Origin of the sequence: Alkalispirillum mobile (genome assembly GCF_003664325.1) — a bacterium.
Taxonomy (GTDB): Bacteria; Pseudomonadota; Gammaproteobacteria; order Nitrococcales; family Halorhodospiraceae; genus Alkalilimnicola; species Alkalilimnicola mobilis.
This window is the reverse complement of record NZ_RCDA01000001.1, coordinates 1,669,582-1,686,542: the sequence shown is the minus strand read 5'-3', so window position 1 is coordinate 1,686,542 and position 16,961 is coordinate 1,669,582. Positions and strand designations below refer to the sequence as shown.

Below are 16,961 nucleotides of genomic sequence, written 5' to 3'. Positions count from 1 at the left end.
GTTTATCCGTGTTGTTCCGGTTGGTTGGCCTGCGGGGTGGGCGGGTCGTCCTTGTCCCCGTGCAGGGCCTTGTACGTCAGGTGCCGAACCAGCAGGCCGGGCGGCATCTTCAGCCAGTGCCCCCTGAAGAATAATAGCCCCCGGGCCAGGGCGTCGCGCGCGGGCGTGCGGGTGGTCCGGGTGTTGAGCCCGTAGTGAAACACCCGCCGGCGCAGTGGCCTGAGCGCCGCGAGGCCCTGGTGGCGGTGCAGGCGGCGGTCGGCTTCGGCCGGTACTGGCAGGCGGAAGCGCTGCTGACAGTCGCGCACGGCCGGTGCCAGCAGCCAGCCCAGGCCCAGGGTCTCCGCCTCGCTGATCAGCGCATCCCAGAAGCCGGCCCCCTCCTCGGCCGTGCAGTGCCCGATGAGCGCGTGGATGTCGTAGAGATCGCGCAGCCCCCGGTCCCAGTCGGTCTCCGAGTAGAGGTGAACCACACAGTGCAGCACCCGGTGCACCGGGCAGAGCACGCGGAAGCGCCAGGGGGCGGGCAGGGGTTGCGAATGCCTCCACAGCCGTTCCGCGTCCACGGTCACGCGGAAGGTGCGGGGCAGGATGTTGTGGTGCAGGTCGAGGGTGGTGCCTCGGCGCTGGTGCTGCAGCGGGGGCAGTTCGTGCATCCACTCGCGGTAGTAGCGCTGATCATACTCATCGTGATGGCTGCCCAGCCAGCCATCAAAGAAGAGCAGCGATTCCGCCCGCTCCAGCTGGTCCTCCGGGAACATCAGGTCGATATCGTTGCAGAAGCGGCCCCGGGCGTTGGGCAGGTCTGCCAGCAGGTAGGCGGCCCCCTTGAGCAGGATGGGGGCTGCCATCCGCTGCAGCATGCCGTCCTGCAGCTCGCGCAGCTCCCAGCGCAGGGCCTCGGCCTGGCGGTCGGCGACGCGCTGTGCGCCGCGCAGGTGCCACGCCACGGCTTGCGGCACGGCCGTTTGGCATTGCGCCTGGTTCAACCGGTGCCAGAGGGTGCCCAGCAGCGTGGTCTCCCGCCCGGCGGTGACCACCCCTTCCCACTGCAACGGGCTGAGGGCGTGCGCCGATTCGGGGTCGGCCAGCAGGCGGGTCAGGTCCCGCGTCCCGTCAGTCGGCCAGCGCATCGAAGCAGTCGATGGCTTCCTCGAGTCGGCTGTAGACAAAGTCGTAGGCCTCCACCTGGTCGATCAGGTCCGCTGTGGCGTGAAAGGCAGTACGACCAAGGTTAGCGTAGTTGAAGGCCTGTGAAGCCATTTCCATAAAGGCCTCCGCCGGGTGACGGGGTGTGAGACGGGTTTCCGCGCCCGGCTGGTAGCGGGGAAAGACCAGCCAGGCCGGGCGCGCCGGTTGCCCGGCCGCCAACGCGCTCCCCTCGGGCGGGCGCATGTGCGCCACCGTGCCCTTGATGGTGTCGTGGCAGGCGGGGCCTATGACCGCCTCCGGCGCGAAGCGGCGCAGCACCTCGATAGAGGCGTTCTTAAGGCTCACCGGCCGGGCCGGGCCGCAGACGCTGCCGCTGGCCGGGTCCAGCAGGGTGGACTCGTCGGTGAGCAGGCGCCAGCCCCGCTGGGCCAGGGCGGCACACAGGGTGCTTTTCCCGGCACCCGGCGGCGCGGGGAGTATCAACGCGCGCTCACCACGGGCCAGCGCGGCGGCGTGGAAGACCAGGTGTTCGGGCGTCTGGTTGGCCACGCACCAGTTCATGCCCCACTCCAGCATGGGAAAGGCTTGGTGGTAGGCCAGGGGCTTGAAGATGCTGCGGCCGTCGGCCAGGAACAGCACCTGCGGGCGGTGGAAGCGGCGCAGGGTGCGCGGCGCCCGCAGGTGGCAGCGGAAGTCGCAAAAGCTGTCGGCCGGTACCACCGGGAAGTCGCGGTACTGAAAGGCAATGCCGTCGGCCACGGCGGGTATCCGGCTGTGGATGCGGGTGCGAAAGGGGCCGGTTTGCAGGCAGAGCCCTGCGTGGGTGAGGCGCCGGCGCAGTTCCCGGGTGCCCAGCTCTGAAACCTGCATCAGGCTTGCGCCCTCGGCTGGATCAGGCCGGCGTCACGGAGGGCCTCCAGGGCTTCCTGGCAATCGGCAGGCGCCGGCAGGGCCGGTTCGGGGGTGTCGGGGTGATCAGCCGACGGCCGGTCCAGAAGCGTTAGCAGCTCTGCCCCGGCTCCCGCCAGCACGAGGGTATCACCGGTGCCGGCATGGAAGGCCAGCACCAGGTCGTCGCAGAAGCGGTACTCGGTCTCCGGGGCGAGTGCCCAGTCCTGTAGCCTGACAGCGTCCTGCATCAGCTACCCCAGGTTAAGGCCCCCAGGTGGGTGCCTCCATGGTGTTTTTCAGGAAGCGGTGCATCTGTTCCATGTTCAGCGTTTCACCGGTACCGCTCTCGTAGAAACCGGTGGTGAGCACGGCGATGACCATCTCGCGCACCTGGGCCTCGGAGAGGGGATAACCGTCCGTGACCTCCGAGTACTTGGCATTCAACAGTGCGGCAGTGCCGAAGCGCAGGACCTGCCGCTCGTCGGTGGAATTGATGCCCAGCGGGTACTGCCCGGGGCCACTGACGGCGTCCAGCATGGTCGCCTCGCCATCCGGGCCGCTGCCATCGAAATAGGTGATGCCGGGGAACCCGTAACTGGAGTTGACCAGCGTGTCCTTGTTGTCCACCCAGCCCTGCGGGTGATGCGGGTTGCCGCCCGCCCAGTAGCCCGGGGTGCGCCCCCCGCACGGCTCCTTCTCGTGGTGGGGCGAGGTGTTGCCGGAGACCCAGCCGGATGGCGTGCAGTTGGCCGCGACCGAGGCCTTGAGCGGGCGACTGTGCATCGCCATCAGCACCACGGGTGCGCTGGCCAGTGCAGTCTGGCCGAAACGCCGACGGCTGACGCCGCGCGGTCGCTTCGTTGAGTTATCGGTTTCCGGTTTGTCCACGTTCTTGTGCGCCATGTGGGTCACCCTGAGAAAGACCGCCCTGCTGGTTGTCGCTGGGGCATCGTTGCATGATTACATGCAAAATTCGATCCGCCTTCTTTTCCCGTTCCCAACCTGCTGTTTCTGCGTAATAATGCGCGCGGCACTCGAATGAGCGTGTGGCCGTCGCCAATCGGTCTGTAAAAAAAACCGACGTGACTGGCGTTCTTGCGCCGTTCCCGATCCGCCCATCCGCCGCTGTCAGCGGCCACAGCCGGAGTATAGAAGGTTCTGGCCCGGGCGCAGCCTGACATGGAAGGACCCGCACCGGGCGCGGGGCTGTTGGTAATATTTACATCCAGTACTCAGATCGCCCGGGTGCGCAGGATGAAAGAGTGGCTCAGGCCTCCTCCCAAGGGTGCCAGCGCCGAGAGTGCGGCCCGGCTGATACCGGCCTCCAGCAGGGGTTGCAGCGCCGACAGTCGCCCGGGGGCCAGTGGCAGCCAGTGCAGCGCGACCGTTTGCAACCCGGAGGCTTGCGCCAGGGCGCGCAGGGCCTGCGGGTCATCGTAGCGCAGGTGCGGGGGGCGCCCGGCCCGCCGCCGACGCTGTTCCCGCAGGGCCGTGGGCAGGCAGCGGGCGTTGAGGGCATCGACCCAGAGCTCGCCGCCGGGCTTCAGCACCCGGCGCAGCTCCGCCAGTGCCGGGGCCGGGTCGGCCAGCGCCTGCATGACCCCGAAACAGAGGATGCCGTCGGCGGTGTTGTCGGCCAGTGGCAGGTGGTGGATGTCCGCTGCCAGCCAGGGAATGCCTTGCGGGCTGCGCGCCTGGGCCTTGTGCAGCGACGGTGCGGAGTAATCCAGCCCGGCCACGGCATAGCCCTGCTGGTGCAGCATGCGGGTGTAGGTGCCGGCGCCACAGCCGATATCCAGCCAGCGCCCGGCCTGGCCCGGTGTCTGCTGCCACAGGCGCTGGAACTGGCGGACACGACTGTTCAGCCCGGTGGGCGTCCAGCCGGCAATCCCGGCGTCGTCATCCAGCTGTGCGCCGCGCGCGGTGAAGCGCTCGCGCCAACGCGCTTCAAAACCCTTGTCCGTCAAACCCTCTCCCTGTCACCTGGTGGGTGCATGGCTGTTGCCCCCGCCGGACCAAGCTTAGACCCGCGCGCGGTTCCGGCAACCCCGAGCAGAAGGAGCAGATAGAAAAGCAACGTGATCCGCTCCGAGAAGAAGATGGTGCTGAACAGCCCCACGGTCAACGCCCCGGCCAGTGCGGCGGCGATGCCCATGGCCGTCACGTCGCCCCGCAGGCCGCGCCGCACCAGCAGCACCATGCCGGCGAGGGTCAGCCAAACGAAGGCGATCACCCCCAGCGCCCCCTGATCGAAGTAGACCTCCAGCCACTGGTTCTCCAGCCGCCAGGTGTCCAGGTTGTCGGTACTCATGTACCAGTGCTGGCCCATGCGGGCGAAGTCGCCGTTGCGCAGGTATTCGCGACCCTCTGGATCGGTGAGCGACAGCTGGGCCACGTCGATAATGGCGCCGTCGCGGCCCCGGTTGCTCAGCGACAGTACCAGCCCGCGCTGGAAGGGCCACGCCTGATCCGCCATGCCCTCGGTGGTGGTCGACCAGCCGAGGGTGACCCACCCGGAGCCCTCGGGCAGTTGCAGGGTGGTGTTGCGGCACTCGAAGGAGTGGCGCACCGGCTTTTCGCAGAGGTAGATGCCGAGACCGGCCGGCGCGGCGCTGCGTACGCGTGCGCGCAGCTGCAACGGGGTGCCGGTGGGCGGCGAGACCCGCTGATTCAGGAACAGGGAGGCGCCCTGGCCGAGCCTCAGGAGGGACTCCCCGTCATTGCGGGTGAAGCCGAAGTTGGCCGGTAGCACGCCCTGCGGATTGCCAATACGGTAGGCCTCGGGGAAGCTGCCCAGCCCCCGGCCGACCATCGGAGAGAATGCCGTACCACCGGGCAGCGCCAAGCCGCCCTGCCAGTGGCTGATGCGTTGCTCCATATCCTGCCCCACCTGGCCCAGGCGCCGTTCGCCAAAACTGTCCGCGAACGGGATGGCCACCGCGGCCACCGCCAGCACGGGGGCCAGCGCCGCCGCCACCAGGTGACCGCGCCCCGGGGCCGGGGCGGGGTGGTCACCCTCACCTGCCGGTGGGCGGCGCCGCAGCGCGGCTACCAATGCCAGGGCCAGGAACAGCAGCAGGACCACCACCAGCCCCAGGTAACCACCCCGGGAATAGGTGACCGCTATGGCGTAACCGGTGCCCAGGGTGGCCAGCAGAGTGAGCGCTGCCCCAAAGCGCTTGCGCGCCCCCCAGGCCAGCACTGCCCCCAGTGCCAGGACCAGGTAGGTCTCCACGCTGGGGCCGCCCACGTGCATGTCGGTAAAAAAGCCGGTAATCCGGTAGCGGCTGTCCAGGTCCAGTAGCCCGGGATAGGTGATGCGCTCGCGCAGGATGATGAGCAACGCACCGAGCAGCCCGAGCGCCACGCCGGGCAGGCACCAGTGCTCCAACTGCTCGCGCCGCGGCAGCGGGGTGATGCGCATGAGCCCCAGCAGCAACAGGGCACCGAACAGCCCCTTGGCCACCCGCAGCCCGTTCCACTGGTGGCCGTAGTGGTAGAGCTGTCCCAGGTCGATCCGGCCTGGTGGCACCAGGGTGAGGGCCAGACTGATCAGGGTGGAGGCCAGCAGCAGGTAGAGCGGCCAGCGGATGGCGGTGGCGAGCAGGCTGCGGCCAGGGCGCCGGGGCCAGCGCCAGAGCACCACGGCGAGGGTGGCCGCCAGGAAAAGGTCGAGCTCCGAGAGGTACAGCCGGCCGGTGTACAGGCCCAGGTCCAGCGTGGGGATGAGCGCCGGGATGATCAGCAGGCCGAATTGCGGCCGCCAGAGCAGCAGCCCGGCGTATCCGATCAGGGCCGGGGTCAGGGCCCAGGCGGCCACCGGCCAGCTGATGGCCAGTGCCAGCGTGAACAGCAGCAACAGCCCTGCCGTCGCCTGGTGCCAGGGGCTTTCCCCGGTCAGGGCGAAGCGGGGTGCGGCCGGGGGTTCCGGCGCGCCGTCCGCCTCCGGCCGCTGCCGGATGGCACCGCTGGTGGCGGTCAGCCAGGCCAGCGTGGCGGCCGCGCCCCAGGCAGCCAGTCCGCCCAGTACCAGGCTGGCCGGGTCGGGCCGGGCGTTTTCCACGAACAGCTTGCCCGTCTCCATGGCCAGGGCGGTGAGTACACCGGCGGTGACGGCCAGCGTGTAGAACTGGCGCTGGCCCAGGGGGTGCCGCAGCTGCCAGAGCCAGGCCAGCACCCCCACCGGCAGATACATGGCCAGGTGCAGCGCCGTGCTGCGCAGGGCAACGATCTCGGGTACGTGGTAGTGGTAATAGAACGGGATCAGGCGCAGCTCGCCAAACTGCGCCCAGGCGCGGGCGAAGTCGGCGTGGTAGGGCCCCAGGCCGTGGTTCAGCCCCAGCAGGAGCAGCAGGTACAGGGGCGTGGCGAGGGCCACAATGAGCAGGGCGCGCCGCCCCAGCGGGTCCAGTAGCGCATCGGGCCGTGCCGGCCCGTGCCGGCAGAGGATGAGCCCCAGGGTGATGCCCAGGGCGCGCAGCAGTACCGAGCGCCCCTCGGTGATGCCGCTGAGGGTCAACAGGTTGAGCAGTTCCAGCGCGGCACCCAACGCGACGGCCAGCGGTATGCCGGCGAGCAACGGAGCGATGCCCCGGCCCATCAGCCAGTACCCCAACAGCAGGCCCACCGGGATGGCGGCCGCCACCTCGAGGGTCAGCCAGGCGTAACAGCGAAGCCCGGCGGTGCAGGCATCCGGCGTGGTCCAGAGCCCCCAGGCAGAGGCCGACTGCAGTCGACGGGCCAGTTCGTCCGCGGAGAGCACCAGGTCGAAGGGGACCAGCCCGGCGGCCACGTAGGCCGCGGCGTAAATCGCCAGCGCGATCTGCAAGGCCTGCGGCCCCGGACGGGACAGCGCCCGCGCCCAGCGGCCCAGCGGCTCGCGCAGGGCGAACCAGGCGAGTGCACCGGCCACCGCGCCGGTGAAGTTGCCGGCGATATCGGCGCCCGCCGGGTGGCGGAAGGGCAGCCAGACCTGCAGGAACTCCACCGTGGCGGTGGTCAGCAGGCCGAGGGTGGCCACGGCCAGGAAGGCGCGCAGGGCCACCCCCAGCCCGCGCTGCCCGTAGGAAAGCCAGGCGGCCCAGAAGAACCCCAGCGGCATGAACATGAAGAGGTTGGCCATGAACTGGGCCCGGCCCGATGCTCCGGGGCCGGTCAGGCTCATGTTGCGGTAGGTCTCCCAGGCCTGCTGCAGGGTGACGTCACCGAACTGGAAGGGCAGCAGGGTCAGGTAGACGGCGCCGGCCAACGACAGCCAGGCCCAGATGACGCAGGTGCTGTACTGCCACGGCTCACGCGGGGCCATGGGCGCTCGCGGTGTTGTCGGCCTTGATGGGGCCGGTCGGATGGCTGGGGGCGCTTCCGGGCATGATCGGGGTTCCGTCCTTTCCTGCGGCTATCCTGTTGCTGTGGGCGGTGTGGGGTATCAGGCGACCCCGCGCAAATGGCCAGGCCCTGCCCTAGTCTTTCGGGACAGGGCGCACAGGACCCTGGCAGCCATTGTAGTCGGCTCCTCGGGGGCTGGCGCGCTGGCACGGTAATGCGGATCTCCGGGGGGTGGATTTGAGATGAAGGTTTTCGGGCGATGGGTGGCAGCCGGCGGCCAGCGGGCGGCGGATTGGGCGTGGCAGGTCTGCGGCCTCGGTCTGCTGCTGGCGCTGGCGGCGCTGCCCATGGCGGTGGCAGCGGGTGAGCACCCCGACCCGGATTCCGGCCTGCCCGAGCCCCGCCGGGTCATCCAGGCCGGGCCCGAGGACTACCGCGAGGCGGTTGCCCGGTTGCAGCCCGGGGACTGGCTGCAGCTGGCGCCGGGCGAGTACCCCCGCCCGCTGTCCCTGCGCCGCCTCCAGGGCACGGCCGAGGCGCCCATCGTCGTCTCCGGGCCGGCCGAGGGGGACCCGGCCGTGCTGCTGGGCCGCCCGGGGGCGAATACCGTCAGTCTGCTGGACAGCGCCCACATCGTGGTGCGCCACCTGACCCTGGATGGCCAACGCCACCCCATCGCCGGCGTGGTGGCCGAGGCCCACGGCAATTACGCCCACGACATCACCCTCGAGCATCTGCGTATCCGCAACTACGACCGCGGCCAGGGCAATACCGGCATTACCAACCGGGTGCCGGCCTGGAACTGGGTGATCCGGCACAACGACATCCGCGACGTGGGCACGGGGCTCTACCTGGGGCAGTCTGACGGCAGTGCGCCCTTCATCAACGGGCTGATCGAACACAACCACGTGGCCCGCACCCGGGGCTACAACATGCAGATCAAGCACCAGAACCCCCGCGACACCCTGCCCGGCATGCCCGTGGATCCCAAGGAGACGGTGATCCGCTACAACGTGTTCGACAAATCGGAGGGGGGCAGCAGCGGGGGCCGCGCCCGCCCCAACCTGCTGCTGGGGCACTGGCCGCTGGAGGGGCCGGGCAGCGAGGACCGCTACCGGGTCTACGGCAATCTCTTCTACGAGAATCCCCATGAGCGGCTGTTCCAGGGCGAGGGGCACGTGGCGCTGTATAACAACCTGTTCGTGAACCGCCAGGGGGACGGGCTGATCTTCATGCCCCACAACGATTTGCCTCGGGAGGTGCTGATCCTGAATAACACCGTGGTGGCGGGCGGGTTCGGTATCCGGCTGGACCGGCCCCACGGCGACCATACCCAGCAGGTGGCGGGCAACGCCGTATTCGCGGACCGGCCGTTGCGCCTGCCGGACGGGCTGGCTTCGGCAGACGAAAACTACACCGAGTCCCTGGAGCGTGCAGGCGAGTATCTGGTAGCGCCGCTGGCGGCGCTGCACGAGCTCGATTTGTACCCCCGGGATGGGGCGCTCGGCCGTGACGAGGCCACCCAGCCGGCGGCCAGCGGCCTGCCGGACGTGTCGCTGGACTTCAACGCCCGGGAGCGGACCACCGATCGCTGGGGCGCCTACGGCACGGACCAGCCCTTCAACCCCGGGCGCCGGCAGGGCATCGGGCCGGCGCTACCGGACTGCGCGCCCTGCCATTGACCGGTTGCCCGGCCGCTACAGGCGCAGGTCGGTGGTGCCACGCGGGAACACCGACTTGACGTCATAGACCACCGCGTGGGGCTTGCCCAGGGCGCGCACCGCCTCGATGCCCATCTCGATGAATTCCCGGTGGGGCACGGCGACGATGATGGCGTCGCAGCTGCCCGCCGCCGGTGGCCGGGTGAGGGGGGTGATGCCGTACTCCTCCTCCGCCTCCGCCGGGTCCACCCAGGGGTCGTAGACGGTGACTTCGGTGTTGTAGTCGGCCAGCGTGGCGTGGATATCGGTCACCCGGGTGTTGCGCAGGTCCGGGCAGTTCTCCTTGAACGTCAGCCCCATCAGCAGCACCCGGGCCCCCACCGGGTTGATGCCCTTGCGCACCATCGCCCGCACCGTGGCGTCGGCGATGTGCGCGCCCATGCCGTCGTTGACCCTGCGCCCGGCCAGGATCATCTCCGGGTGGTGGCCTACCGCCTGGGCCTTGTGGGTCAGGTAGTAGGGGTCCACGCCGATGCAGTGGCCGCCCACCAGCCCCGGGCGGAAGGGCAGGAAGTTCCACTTGGTGCCGGCGGCCTGCAGTACCGCCTCGGTGTCCAGGCCCAGCTTCTCGAAGAGCAGCGCCAGCTCGTTGATCAGTGCGATGTTCACGTCCCGCTGGGTGTTTTCGATCACCTTGGCCGCCTCGGCCACGCGGATGCTCTCGGCGCGGTGGGTGCCGGCGGTGATGATGCGGGCGTAAAGGGCGTCGACAAAGTCCGCCGCCTCGGAAGTGGAGCCGGAGGTGACCTTGACGATGGAAGTGACCCGGTGAGCCTTGTCGCCCGGGTTGATACGCTCCGGGCTGTAGCCGGTGAAGAAGTCCCGGTTGTGGACCAGGCCGGACTCTGCCTCCAGCAAGGGCACGCAGTCCTCTTCGGTGGCGCCGGGGTAGACCGTGGACTCGTAGATCACCACATCGCCGGGCTTGAGCACCTGGCCCACCGTGCGGCTGGCGGAGATCAGCGGCCGCATGTCGGGGCGACGGTGGGCGTCGATGGGGGTGGGCACCGTGACGACGAAGACGTTGCAGTCGCGCAGGGCCTGGAGGTCGTCGGTGTAACCGAGCCTGTCGGCGGCGGCCAGCTCCTCGGGCTCCACCTCGCGGGTGCGGTCGTGGCCGTCGCGCAGCTCGCGCACCCGCCGCGGGTCGATATCAAAGCCGAGGGTGGGCCAGGCCTTGCCAAACTCCACCGCCAGCGGCAGGCCGACGTAGCCCAGGCCGATCACCGCGACGCGGGCGGAATCCAGTGTGGGTAGTGCTGTCATGTGTGTCCCTTCAGTTGCCCGATTCAGGCGGCAAATGTCCGGATGGCATCAGGAAACCGCGGATCATCCGGACCCGTTACGGGGATTCTAGGCTATACCTTCCCTGTTCGTGTCAGGAAGACGAGGAACTTGAGGCCATCTATGTCAGAGCAACACCCGTGCGACATCCTGTGCATCGTGGGCGCCCGCCCCAACTTCATGAAGATCGCCCCCATCATGCGCGCGTTGTCGGCGCGGGGGCTCCGTGCGCGCCTGGTCCACACCGGTCAGCACTACGATTCGGACATGAACGACCGGTTTTTCGCCGATCTGGGCATCCCGCGGCCGGACATCAACCTGGAGGTGGGGTCCGGTAGCCACGCGGTGCAGACTGCAGAGGTCATGCGCCGCTTCGAGCCGGTGGTGGACGACCTGCAGCCGCGGGCGGTGCTGGTGGTCGGCGACGTCAACTCCACCATCGCCTGCGCCCTGGTGGCGTCGAAAAAGGGGGTGGGCGTGATCCATGTGGAGGCCGGGCTGCGTAGCTACGACCGGGGCATGCCCGAGGAGATCAACCGGGTGCTTACCGACCAGATCTCCGATCTGCTGTTCACCACCGAGCGCCACGCCGAGGCCAACCTGGCCCGCGAGGGGGTGGATACCGGCCGGGTGCACTTCGTCGGCAATGTCATGATCGACACCCTGCTGCACAACCGCGAACGCGCCGTGCCTTGGCGGGAGAGCCTGCGGGCGGCCGGGGTGGACCTGGCGCCCTTCGAGGCGGCCGGCGGGTATGGTGCCCTGACCCTGCACCGACCCTCCAACGTGGACGACGAGGGGGTGCTGGGGCGGCTGGTGGATACCCTGGTGAGTCTCTCTCGGGACCTGCCCCTGGTCTTCCCGGTGCACCCGCGGACGCGGGCCCGGCTAGAGGGGTTTGGCCTGTGGAAACGGTTGCAGTCCGGGCGCATTGCCGTGCTGCCGCCGGCGGGCTACCTGGAGATGCTGGGGCTGATGCGTGACGCCCGCCTGGTGCTTACCGACTCCGGCGGCATGCAGGAGGAAACCACCGCCCTGGGGGTGCCCTGCATCACCCTGCGCGACAACACGGAGCGGCCCATCACCCTGGACGAGGGCACCAACGTGCTGGTGGGCAATGACCCGGAGCGGATTGTCGCGGCCTTCAACGCCGTGCTGGCCGGGGATGATCGCCGGGGCCGGGTGCCGGAGCACTGGGACGGACGTGCGGCCGAGCGTATTGTCGACGTGCTGGCGGGCTGGCTGGACCAGCGCCGTCCGGCCACTGCCGGTTGAATCGGCCCGGTCATGCTGCTGCGCTCGTTGCTTACCCTGTTGTCGCCCGGCGGCCGCCGAGGGCGGCTGTCGATTCTGATTTACCACCGGGTGCTGCCGGAGCCGGACCCCCTGCTCTCCGGTGACCCGGACGCGGCCCGCTTTCGCTGGCAGATGGAACTGCTCGCCCGGCACTTCAACCCCCTGCCCCTGCCCGAGGCCGTGCAACGCCTACGCGAAGGCACCCTGCCGCCGCGGGCCGCCTGCGTGACCTTCGATGACGGTTACGCGGACAACGCCGAGGTGGCGCTGCCCATCCTGCAGTCGGTGGGGGTCCCGGCGACCTTCTTTATTGCCGTCGGTTACCTGAACGGTGGCCGGATGTTCAACGACACCCTGATCGAGACCGTGCGCCGACTGCCGGCAGGGGAGGTGGACCTGACGCCGGAGGGGCTGGGGCGGCGGGCCGTTGCCACCGACAGCGACCGTGTGGCTCTGTGCAAGGCGCTGATCGGGCAGTTCAAGTACCGGGAGCCGGCGGCGCGCAACCGCGAGGTGGAGGCGCTGCCAGCGCGGCTGGGCATTCAGCTGCCGGAGGATCTGATGATGCGGGATGACCAGGTCCGGCAACTGGCGGACGCCGGCATGGAGATCGGTGGACACACGGTCAGCCACCCTATCCTGGCCCGGCAGGCGCCAGATGAGGCGCGGCGGGAAATCGGGGGTGGCCGCGAGGCACTGGAAAAGCTGCTGGGTCGCCCGGTCCGTCTGTTCGCCTATCCCAACGGCCGACCCGGTAAGGACTATGCGGCGGAGCACGTGGCCATGGTGCGCGAATGCGGCTACGAGGCGGCGGTATCGACGGCGGTCGGGGCTGCCGACCCCTCGGCGGACCCCTATCAGCTGCCCCGCTTCACGCCGTGGGACGACACCCCGACCCGGTTTGGGCTGCGGCTTGCGCGTAACCTGGCCGGACGGCCCTAGTGCGCTGGCAGGCTCAGAACGGGACGGAGGGGAAGTGCCAATCGGGGCCCCGGGGCCGGGCACGCGCAATCGCCGCGGCTGCGCTGTCCCAGCCATCGCAGGCATTGCGACCCGGCCGGCCGCGGTAGAGGTTCAGCAGCGCCTTGCAGCGGGCGTAGAAGCGGAAAAACCGATGCACCTGGCGCAGCTCTGCCTGTCCTGGGCACTGAGAGGCACAGATCAGCTTGTCATCGGTCATACCGCGGTCGGTCAGCACAATGGCGGCGTAGGCGTAGACCGTGAGTTCGCTGCCTAAGGGTAAGCGGGGGCCGAGCACCACCGCGTCCAGCAGGTCGCCCTCGAGCCCCACGTAGTCCGGCACGCTGCCGTAATTGAAGGGGCAGGGTAAAGGTGAGACGAAATCGATCTCGCCGTTACTGCCCCGCTTGAGGAAGCTCCAGCGGGGCACCTCGATACGCACCCGCACCTGTGGGGGTGGTTGGTCGGTGACGAGACTTGGGGTGGTGGCGCGCATAAGCCCTGTTCCGTTGCCGCGATGTCCATGGCCTGATGGGCTACTCTGCATGTGTCGGAGGTGCCCGTTTCTTGAGGAGTATTGCATGCCCACCCGGGTACATATCACGGTCGATACCGAGTTCAACATCGCCGGGGCGTTCTATGACCCCGCCACACGCCGCCCCATCGGGCCGCCATCCGTGTACTGTTGCATCGGCGAGCGCTCCGAGGGGCTGGGCTACCTGCTCGATACCCTGGAGTCATACGGCATACGCGGGACCTTCTACGTCGAAACCCTGAATACCTGCTACTTCGGTGATGAGCCCATGGGCGCCATCGCCCGCGAGATCGCCGGGCGCGGTCACGATGTCCAGCTGCACCTACACCCCTGCTGGACCTATTTCGAGCACGAGGACTGGGTGGGGCGGATGGCGCACGACCCGCCCAGCGATGACATCACCCGGCGCAGCGTGGATGAGGTGGTAGCGCTCATCGAGCGGGGCCGGGAGACCTTCCGCCGCTGGGGCCTACCAGCGCCGACGGTACTACGGACCGGAGGGCTGAAGGTGGGCATCAACGTCTACCAGGCCATGCGCCGGACGGGCCTGCGGCTGGCCTCCAACATCGGGTTGGCAGTCTACCGGCCGGCGGAGCCGGAGCTGCAGCTACTGGCAGGCTGCCACGATATCGACGGCGTGCTGGAGTTTCCGGTGACCACCTACAGCGATTTTCGCTGGCGTGGGCGCACCCACTACAAAACCCTCACCATCACCGGTAGCTCGTGGTCGGAGATGCGCCAGTTGCTGACACAGGCTCGAGATCAGGAGCTGAGTGACGTGGTGGTGCTCACCCACCCGTTTGAGTTCGTGAAAATCCAGGATTCCGGGTACCAGGAGCTCTACATCGACCGGGTCAATCGTCAGCGGCTGGAACGCCTCTGCCGATTCATCCAAGCAGAACCAGGGTTGGAGCCCGCCTGTACCGGCGAGGTGTCGACCCAGGCCCATCCCGGCCCGGAAAGGCCACTCAGCGTGCCGCCCGTGCATGCCCTGGCCCGCATGTTCTCCAATTGGACCAATCAGCGGATCTTGCGGCGATGACAGCAACCGTGGCACTGGAGAGGGTCTATCTGCCGATGCGGTTGGGCGAGCTTACCCTGGGCGGGGCTAACCTGCGCATGTCCGTGGATAAGACCCACTTTCTGCAAAACCATGCACCGCGCATCCCCCCGCCGGACCAGGTCGACGGCGATGGCCATCTGGTCCGCTCCTGCCCGGTGGATACCCCCCTGCCCCGCCTGGCGTTGACCGACGGCTATCTGCGCTATGTGCCCAAGCAGTACCTGCGCCACTACATCGACCTGACCATGGGCTGGGAGGCCTACCAGCAGCAGTTCTCCGGCAAGACGCGGCAAACCCTGCGTCGTAAGGTGCGTAAATTCGCCAAGGTCTCTGGTGGTGAGCTGGAATGGCGCTGTTACCGTTCAGCGGAAGAGATCGATACCTTCCATCGCCTGGCACGGGAGGTGTCCCGGCAGACCTACCAGGAACGCCTGCTTGATGCTGGTCTGCCGAATAGTGAGGCGTTTCTGGACTTGAGTCGCCAGCGGGCTGAACAGGACCGACTGCGGGCCTATCTCCTATTCCTTGATGATGAGCCGGTGGCCTATCTGTATTGCCCCGCCCGCGATGGGGTGCTGTTTTACAGCTTTCTCGGGTATCGGCCCGACGTTGCCCACCTGTCCCCGGGTACGGTGCTGCAGTGGTTGGTGCTGGAGTCGCTATTTGCGGAGGGCAGATTCCAGGTATTCGACTTCTGTGCTGGGGATAGTTCGCATAAGGCGCACTTTGGCTCGGCACACAAGTACTGTGCTGATCTCTACTTCATTCGTCGTCGGCCGCGTCCTTTGGCCTTGGGCCTGTCGCACGCCGCTCTGGATGGGGTCTCTGGGCTGGCGGCGGGTGTACTGGAGCGGCTGGGCGTAAAACAGCGCATCAAGCGTTTGATCAGGCGGCAGTAACACCTCCAGTCGGGGGACGCGTATGAAGCAAACAACGGGTGTGTCAGCTGTCAGCCAAACCGCTGCATGATGAAGGGGAGCGGATCGGTGGCGGCCTGCAGCAACCCGCGCAGGTTGTAGGGGGCGATGTGGCGCCACTGCCCGGGGCGCCAAAGCAGCCGCTTCAGCAGGCAGCTATGCAGGTGGTAGGCCCCAGTGGTTGGTGCCGGGTGGTTCACCGGCTCGCCCCGGGCAACGGCGAAGCCGGCCTCCACGAAATTCAGTCCCGCCCACAGGGAGGCCTGCAGGGTGTACCAAAAGCGCGGGTTGCACTCCAGCACGCGCACCTCGCCCGTGTGCTCATCGATCCGCACGTCGATATTGGCCACGCCGGTGTAATTTGCGGCGCGAACGATCTGACGGCCGATCTCCAGCACGCTCTCGTCCTCGAAAAAGGCCAGCGAGCAGTCACTGCGCCGTGATTGCAACACGTGGCAGAGGACTTCGCCGTCCTTCGCTAGCACGCTCAGGTCCGCATCGAACCCAGGGGCGTATTCTTGCGCCAGCAACGGGAACCGAGCGTGGCGCCCACCACTGGCCAGGTGGTGATGGATCGCGCCGGGTTCGGCAACCCGGACGATGCCGTGGCTGGACTCGCCATAAAGAGGTTTGATGACCAGCGGGAAGCGCAACCCTTGCGTCTCGATATTATCCACGTCCTCTGTGGATTCGAGACAAATGGCACGAGGACAGGGGATGTCATGCTTCACCATGAAGGTCTGAAACCGCCATTTATCGTCCAGCATGCCCAGGGTCGATAGAGGACTGGCGGGGAATGCGAGGGTGTTGGTCAGCTGGCCCGAGACCGCGTGAATGATGCCGGCGGCGAGAATGTCGCCCCCAACCACGGCCTCAATGCCGCGTTGCTGGCAATAGGCCTGGAGGGCTTCCCCGAATCGGGCAAGGCCGTCTGGAGAGGTGTCATCTAGATGCAAGCCGCGGTGGCCGCTGCGGTAACGGGAGTAGCGGGCCATGCTCGGGCGGCGCAGGTCGACTAGGTCTGTTCGGGCGCCCAGCCGATGCAGGCAATAGAGCACCTTTAAAGCGATGGGTGGGCCACAGGAGAGTAGTGCCACCCTTTTCGGGCAATTATCGTCCGTCATAAGGGCAAACGAAGCTTGATGCGCCGGGAAAAGGGGCAAATCTCAATGTATGAGCCGGCGACCCGCCAGCCGGTCTTGCGGCTGACCTGAATGGAGCTTTTGTGGCTATGCCAGATGCGGCTGTAAAGGCGGGTGAAGCCCTGTTGTGCCATCAGGTGCGCGGTGTGCCGTTTGAGCAAGGGGGCATAGCCTCGGCCCCGAAATTCGGGTCGGGTATAGAGGCCCAGCGACTTAGCCGCGTCGGGCGGTAGAACCCAGCTGCGACCCTTGCGCTCCGCTTGGTAGCGCTCACCCCACCAATACCACTGCACCGCCGCCAGCTCCCCATCAACGAATAGCCCGAATCCCTGGGCACCATTGCCCCCGAAGACCTTGCGCTCGCGCATGCCCTGGTCTGGCACGTCTTCCAACTCCTCCGGTTTAATGGGGCGAATGCTGACCTCCGCAGGCAGGTCCACAGGGGGCTGGGGCAGGTCGATGTAAAACACCTTCCAGTAATGGTAGTCCCCCAAGGCCGTATGGAGGACGCGTTTCAACAGTTCTCTGGGGCTCCGTGCGCTCACAGTCAAGGCATCCCGAAATCACTTTCACCGCCGACCCTAGAAAGCATATACGGGATGGTGGCGAGTGCATGCATGCGCTGCCCTATAGCTGGGACCTGCTACCTTTATGGAAAAGCGGGAATGGCGTGAA

At 67.8% G+C, this 16,961-nt stretch carries 15 protein-coding genes; 5 read left to right on the top strand and 10 right to left on the bottom strand.

Going from position 1 to position 16,961, the window contains the following annotated elements; translation table 11 throughout:
• Positions 1-2: 2 nt before the first annotated feature.
• The 6 genes from DFR31_RS07975 to DFR31_RS07950 form a co-directional block, all read right to left on the bottom strand.
• Positions 3-1,133, bottom strand: coding sequence for a nucleotidyltransferase domain-containing protein (locus DFR31_RS07975; RefSeq protein ID WP_121442057.1), 1,131 nt, complete (start codon positions 1,131-1,133; stop codon positions 3-5).
• Complete coding sequence (locus DFR31_RS07970) at positions 1,117-2,022, bottom strand: HprK-related kinase A (RefSeq protein ID WP_121442056.1); 906 nt, start codon at positions 2,020-2,022, stop codon at positions 1,117-1,119. The genes DFR31_RS07975 and DFR31_RS07970 overlap by 17 nt, the downstream gene beginning before the upstream one ends.
• Positions 2,022-2,291 (bottom strand): hypothetical protein, encoded by a 270-nt coding sequence (locus DFR31_RS07965; RefSeq protein WP_121442055.1) that lies wholly within the window; start codon positions 2,289-2,291, stop codon positions 2,022-2,024. Before DFR31_RS07965 ends, DFR31_RS07970 begins: the two co-directional genes overlap by 1 nt.
• A gap of 13 nt (positions 2,292-2,304) precedes the next feature.
• The gene (locus DFR31_RS07960) at positions 2,305-2,946 is read right to left on the bottom strand and encodes a hypothetical protein (protein WP_121442054.1); all 642 of its coding nucleotides are present in this window, start codon (positions 2,944-2,946) and stop codon (positions 2,305-2,307) included.
• A 329-nt stretch (positions 2,947-3,275) separates the two neighbouring features.
• Positions 3,276-4,010, bottom strand: coding sequence for a class I SAM-dependent methyltransferase (locus DFR31_RS07955; protein WP_121442053.1), 735 nt, complete (start codon positions 4,008-4,010; stop codon positions 3,276-3,278).
• Positions 4,007-7,348, bottom strand: a complete 3,342-nt coding sequence (locus tag DFR31_RS07950; protein ID WP_121442052.1) for a VanZ family protein — start codon at positions 7,346-7,348, stop codon at positions 4,007-4,009. Before DFR31_RS07950 ends, DFR31_RS07955 begins: the two co-directional genes overlap by 4 nt.
• Positions 7,349-7,715: 367 nt before the next feature.
• On the opposite strand from DFR31_RS07950, the gene DFR31_RS07945 reads away from it, so the two are divergent.
• Positions 7,716-9,050 (top strand): right-handed parallel beta-helix repeat-containing protein, encoded by a 1,335-nt coding sequence (locus DFR31_RS07945; protein ID WP_170153643.1) that lies wholly within the window; start codon positions 7,716-7,718, stop codon positions 9,048-9,050.
• Between the two features lie 15 nt (positions 9,051-9,065).
• On the opposite strand, the gene DFR31_RS07940 is transcribed toward DFR31_RS07945, so the two are convergent.
• Positions 9,066-10,355 (bottom strand): nucleotide sugar dehydrogenase, encoded by a 1,290-nt coding sequence (locus tag DFR31_RS07940; RefSeq protein WP_121442051.1) that lies wholly within the window; start codon positions 10,353-10,355, stop codon positions 9,066-9,068.
• Between the two features lie 141 nt (positions 10,356-10,496).
• Here DFR31_RS07940 and wecB point away from each other — a divergent pair, with 141 nt between their 5' ends.
• A complete protein-coding gene (gene wecB, locus DFR31_RS07935; RefSeq protein ID WP_121442050.1) occupies positions 10,497-11,648 on the top strand; it encodes a non-hydrolyzing UDP-N-acetylglucosamine 2-epimerase in 1,152 nt (383 codons plus the stop codon).
• A gap of 12 nt (positions 11,649-11,660) precedes the next feature.
• Entirely contained in the window at positions 11,661-12,611 is a 951-nt protein-coding gene (locus tag DFR31_RS07930; RefSeq protein ID WP_121442049.1) for a polysaccharide deacetylase family protein, read from the top strand.
• A 13-nt stretch (positions 12,612-12,624) separates the two neighbouring features.
• Here DFR31_RS07930 and DFR31_RS07925 read toward each other — a convergent pair whose 3' ends face one another.
• Positions 12,625-13,125 carry an inorganic diphosphatase gene (locus DFR31_RS07925; RefSeq protein ID WP_121442048.1) on the bottom strand — a complete coding sequence of 167 codons (501 nt, stop codon included), beginning with the start codon at positions 13,123-13,125 and terminating at the stop codon, positions 12,625-12,627.
• Positions 13,126-13,210: 85 nt separating this feature from the next.
• Here DFR31_RS07925 and DFR31_RS07920 point away from each other — a divergent pair, with 85 nt between their 5' ends.
• Together DFR31_RS07920 and DFR31_RS07915 are read left to right on the top strand one after the other, a co-directional pair.
• Positions 13,211-14,206: a polysaccharide deacetylase family protein gene (locus tag DFR31_RS07920; RefSeq protein ID WP_121442047.1), complete on the top strand. Its 996-nt coding sequence runs from the start codon at positions 13,211-13,213 to the stop codon at positions 14,204-14,206.
• Positions 14,203-15,126, top strand: a complete 924-nt coding sequence (locus DFR31_RS07915; protein WP_121442046.1) for a GNAT family N-acetyltransferase — start codon at positions 14,203-14,205, stop codon at positions 15,124-15,126. Before DFR31_RS07920 ends, DFR31_RS07915 begins: the two co-directional genes overlap by 4 nt.
• Before the next feature lie 50 nt (positions 15,127-15,176).
• Here the strand turns inward: DFR31_RS07915 and DFR31_RS07910 are convergent, their stop codons facing one another.
• Positions 15,177-16,268, bottom strand: coding sequence for an ATP-grasp domain-containing protein (locus DFR31_RS07910; protein ID WP_121442045.1), 1,092 nt, complete (start codon positions 16,266-16,268; stop codon positions 15,177-15,179).
• Positions 16,265-16,837 (bottom strand): GNAT family N-acetyltransferase, encoded by a 573-nt coding sequence (locus tag DFR31_RS07905; RefSeq protein ID WP_121442044.1) that lies wholly within the window; start codon positions 16,835-16,837, stop codon positions 16,265-16,267. Before DFR31_RS07905 ends, DFR31_RS07910 begins: the two co-directional genes overlap by 4 nt.
• Between the last annotated feature and the right edge of the window lie 124 nt (positions 16,838-16,961).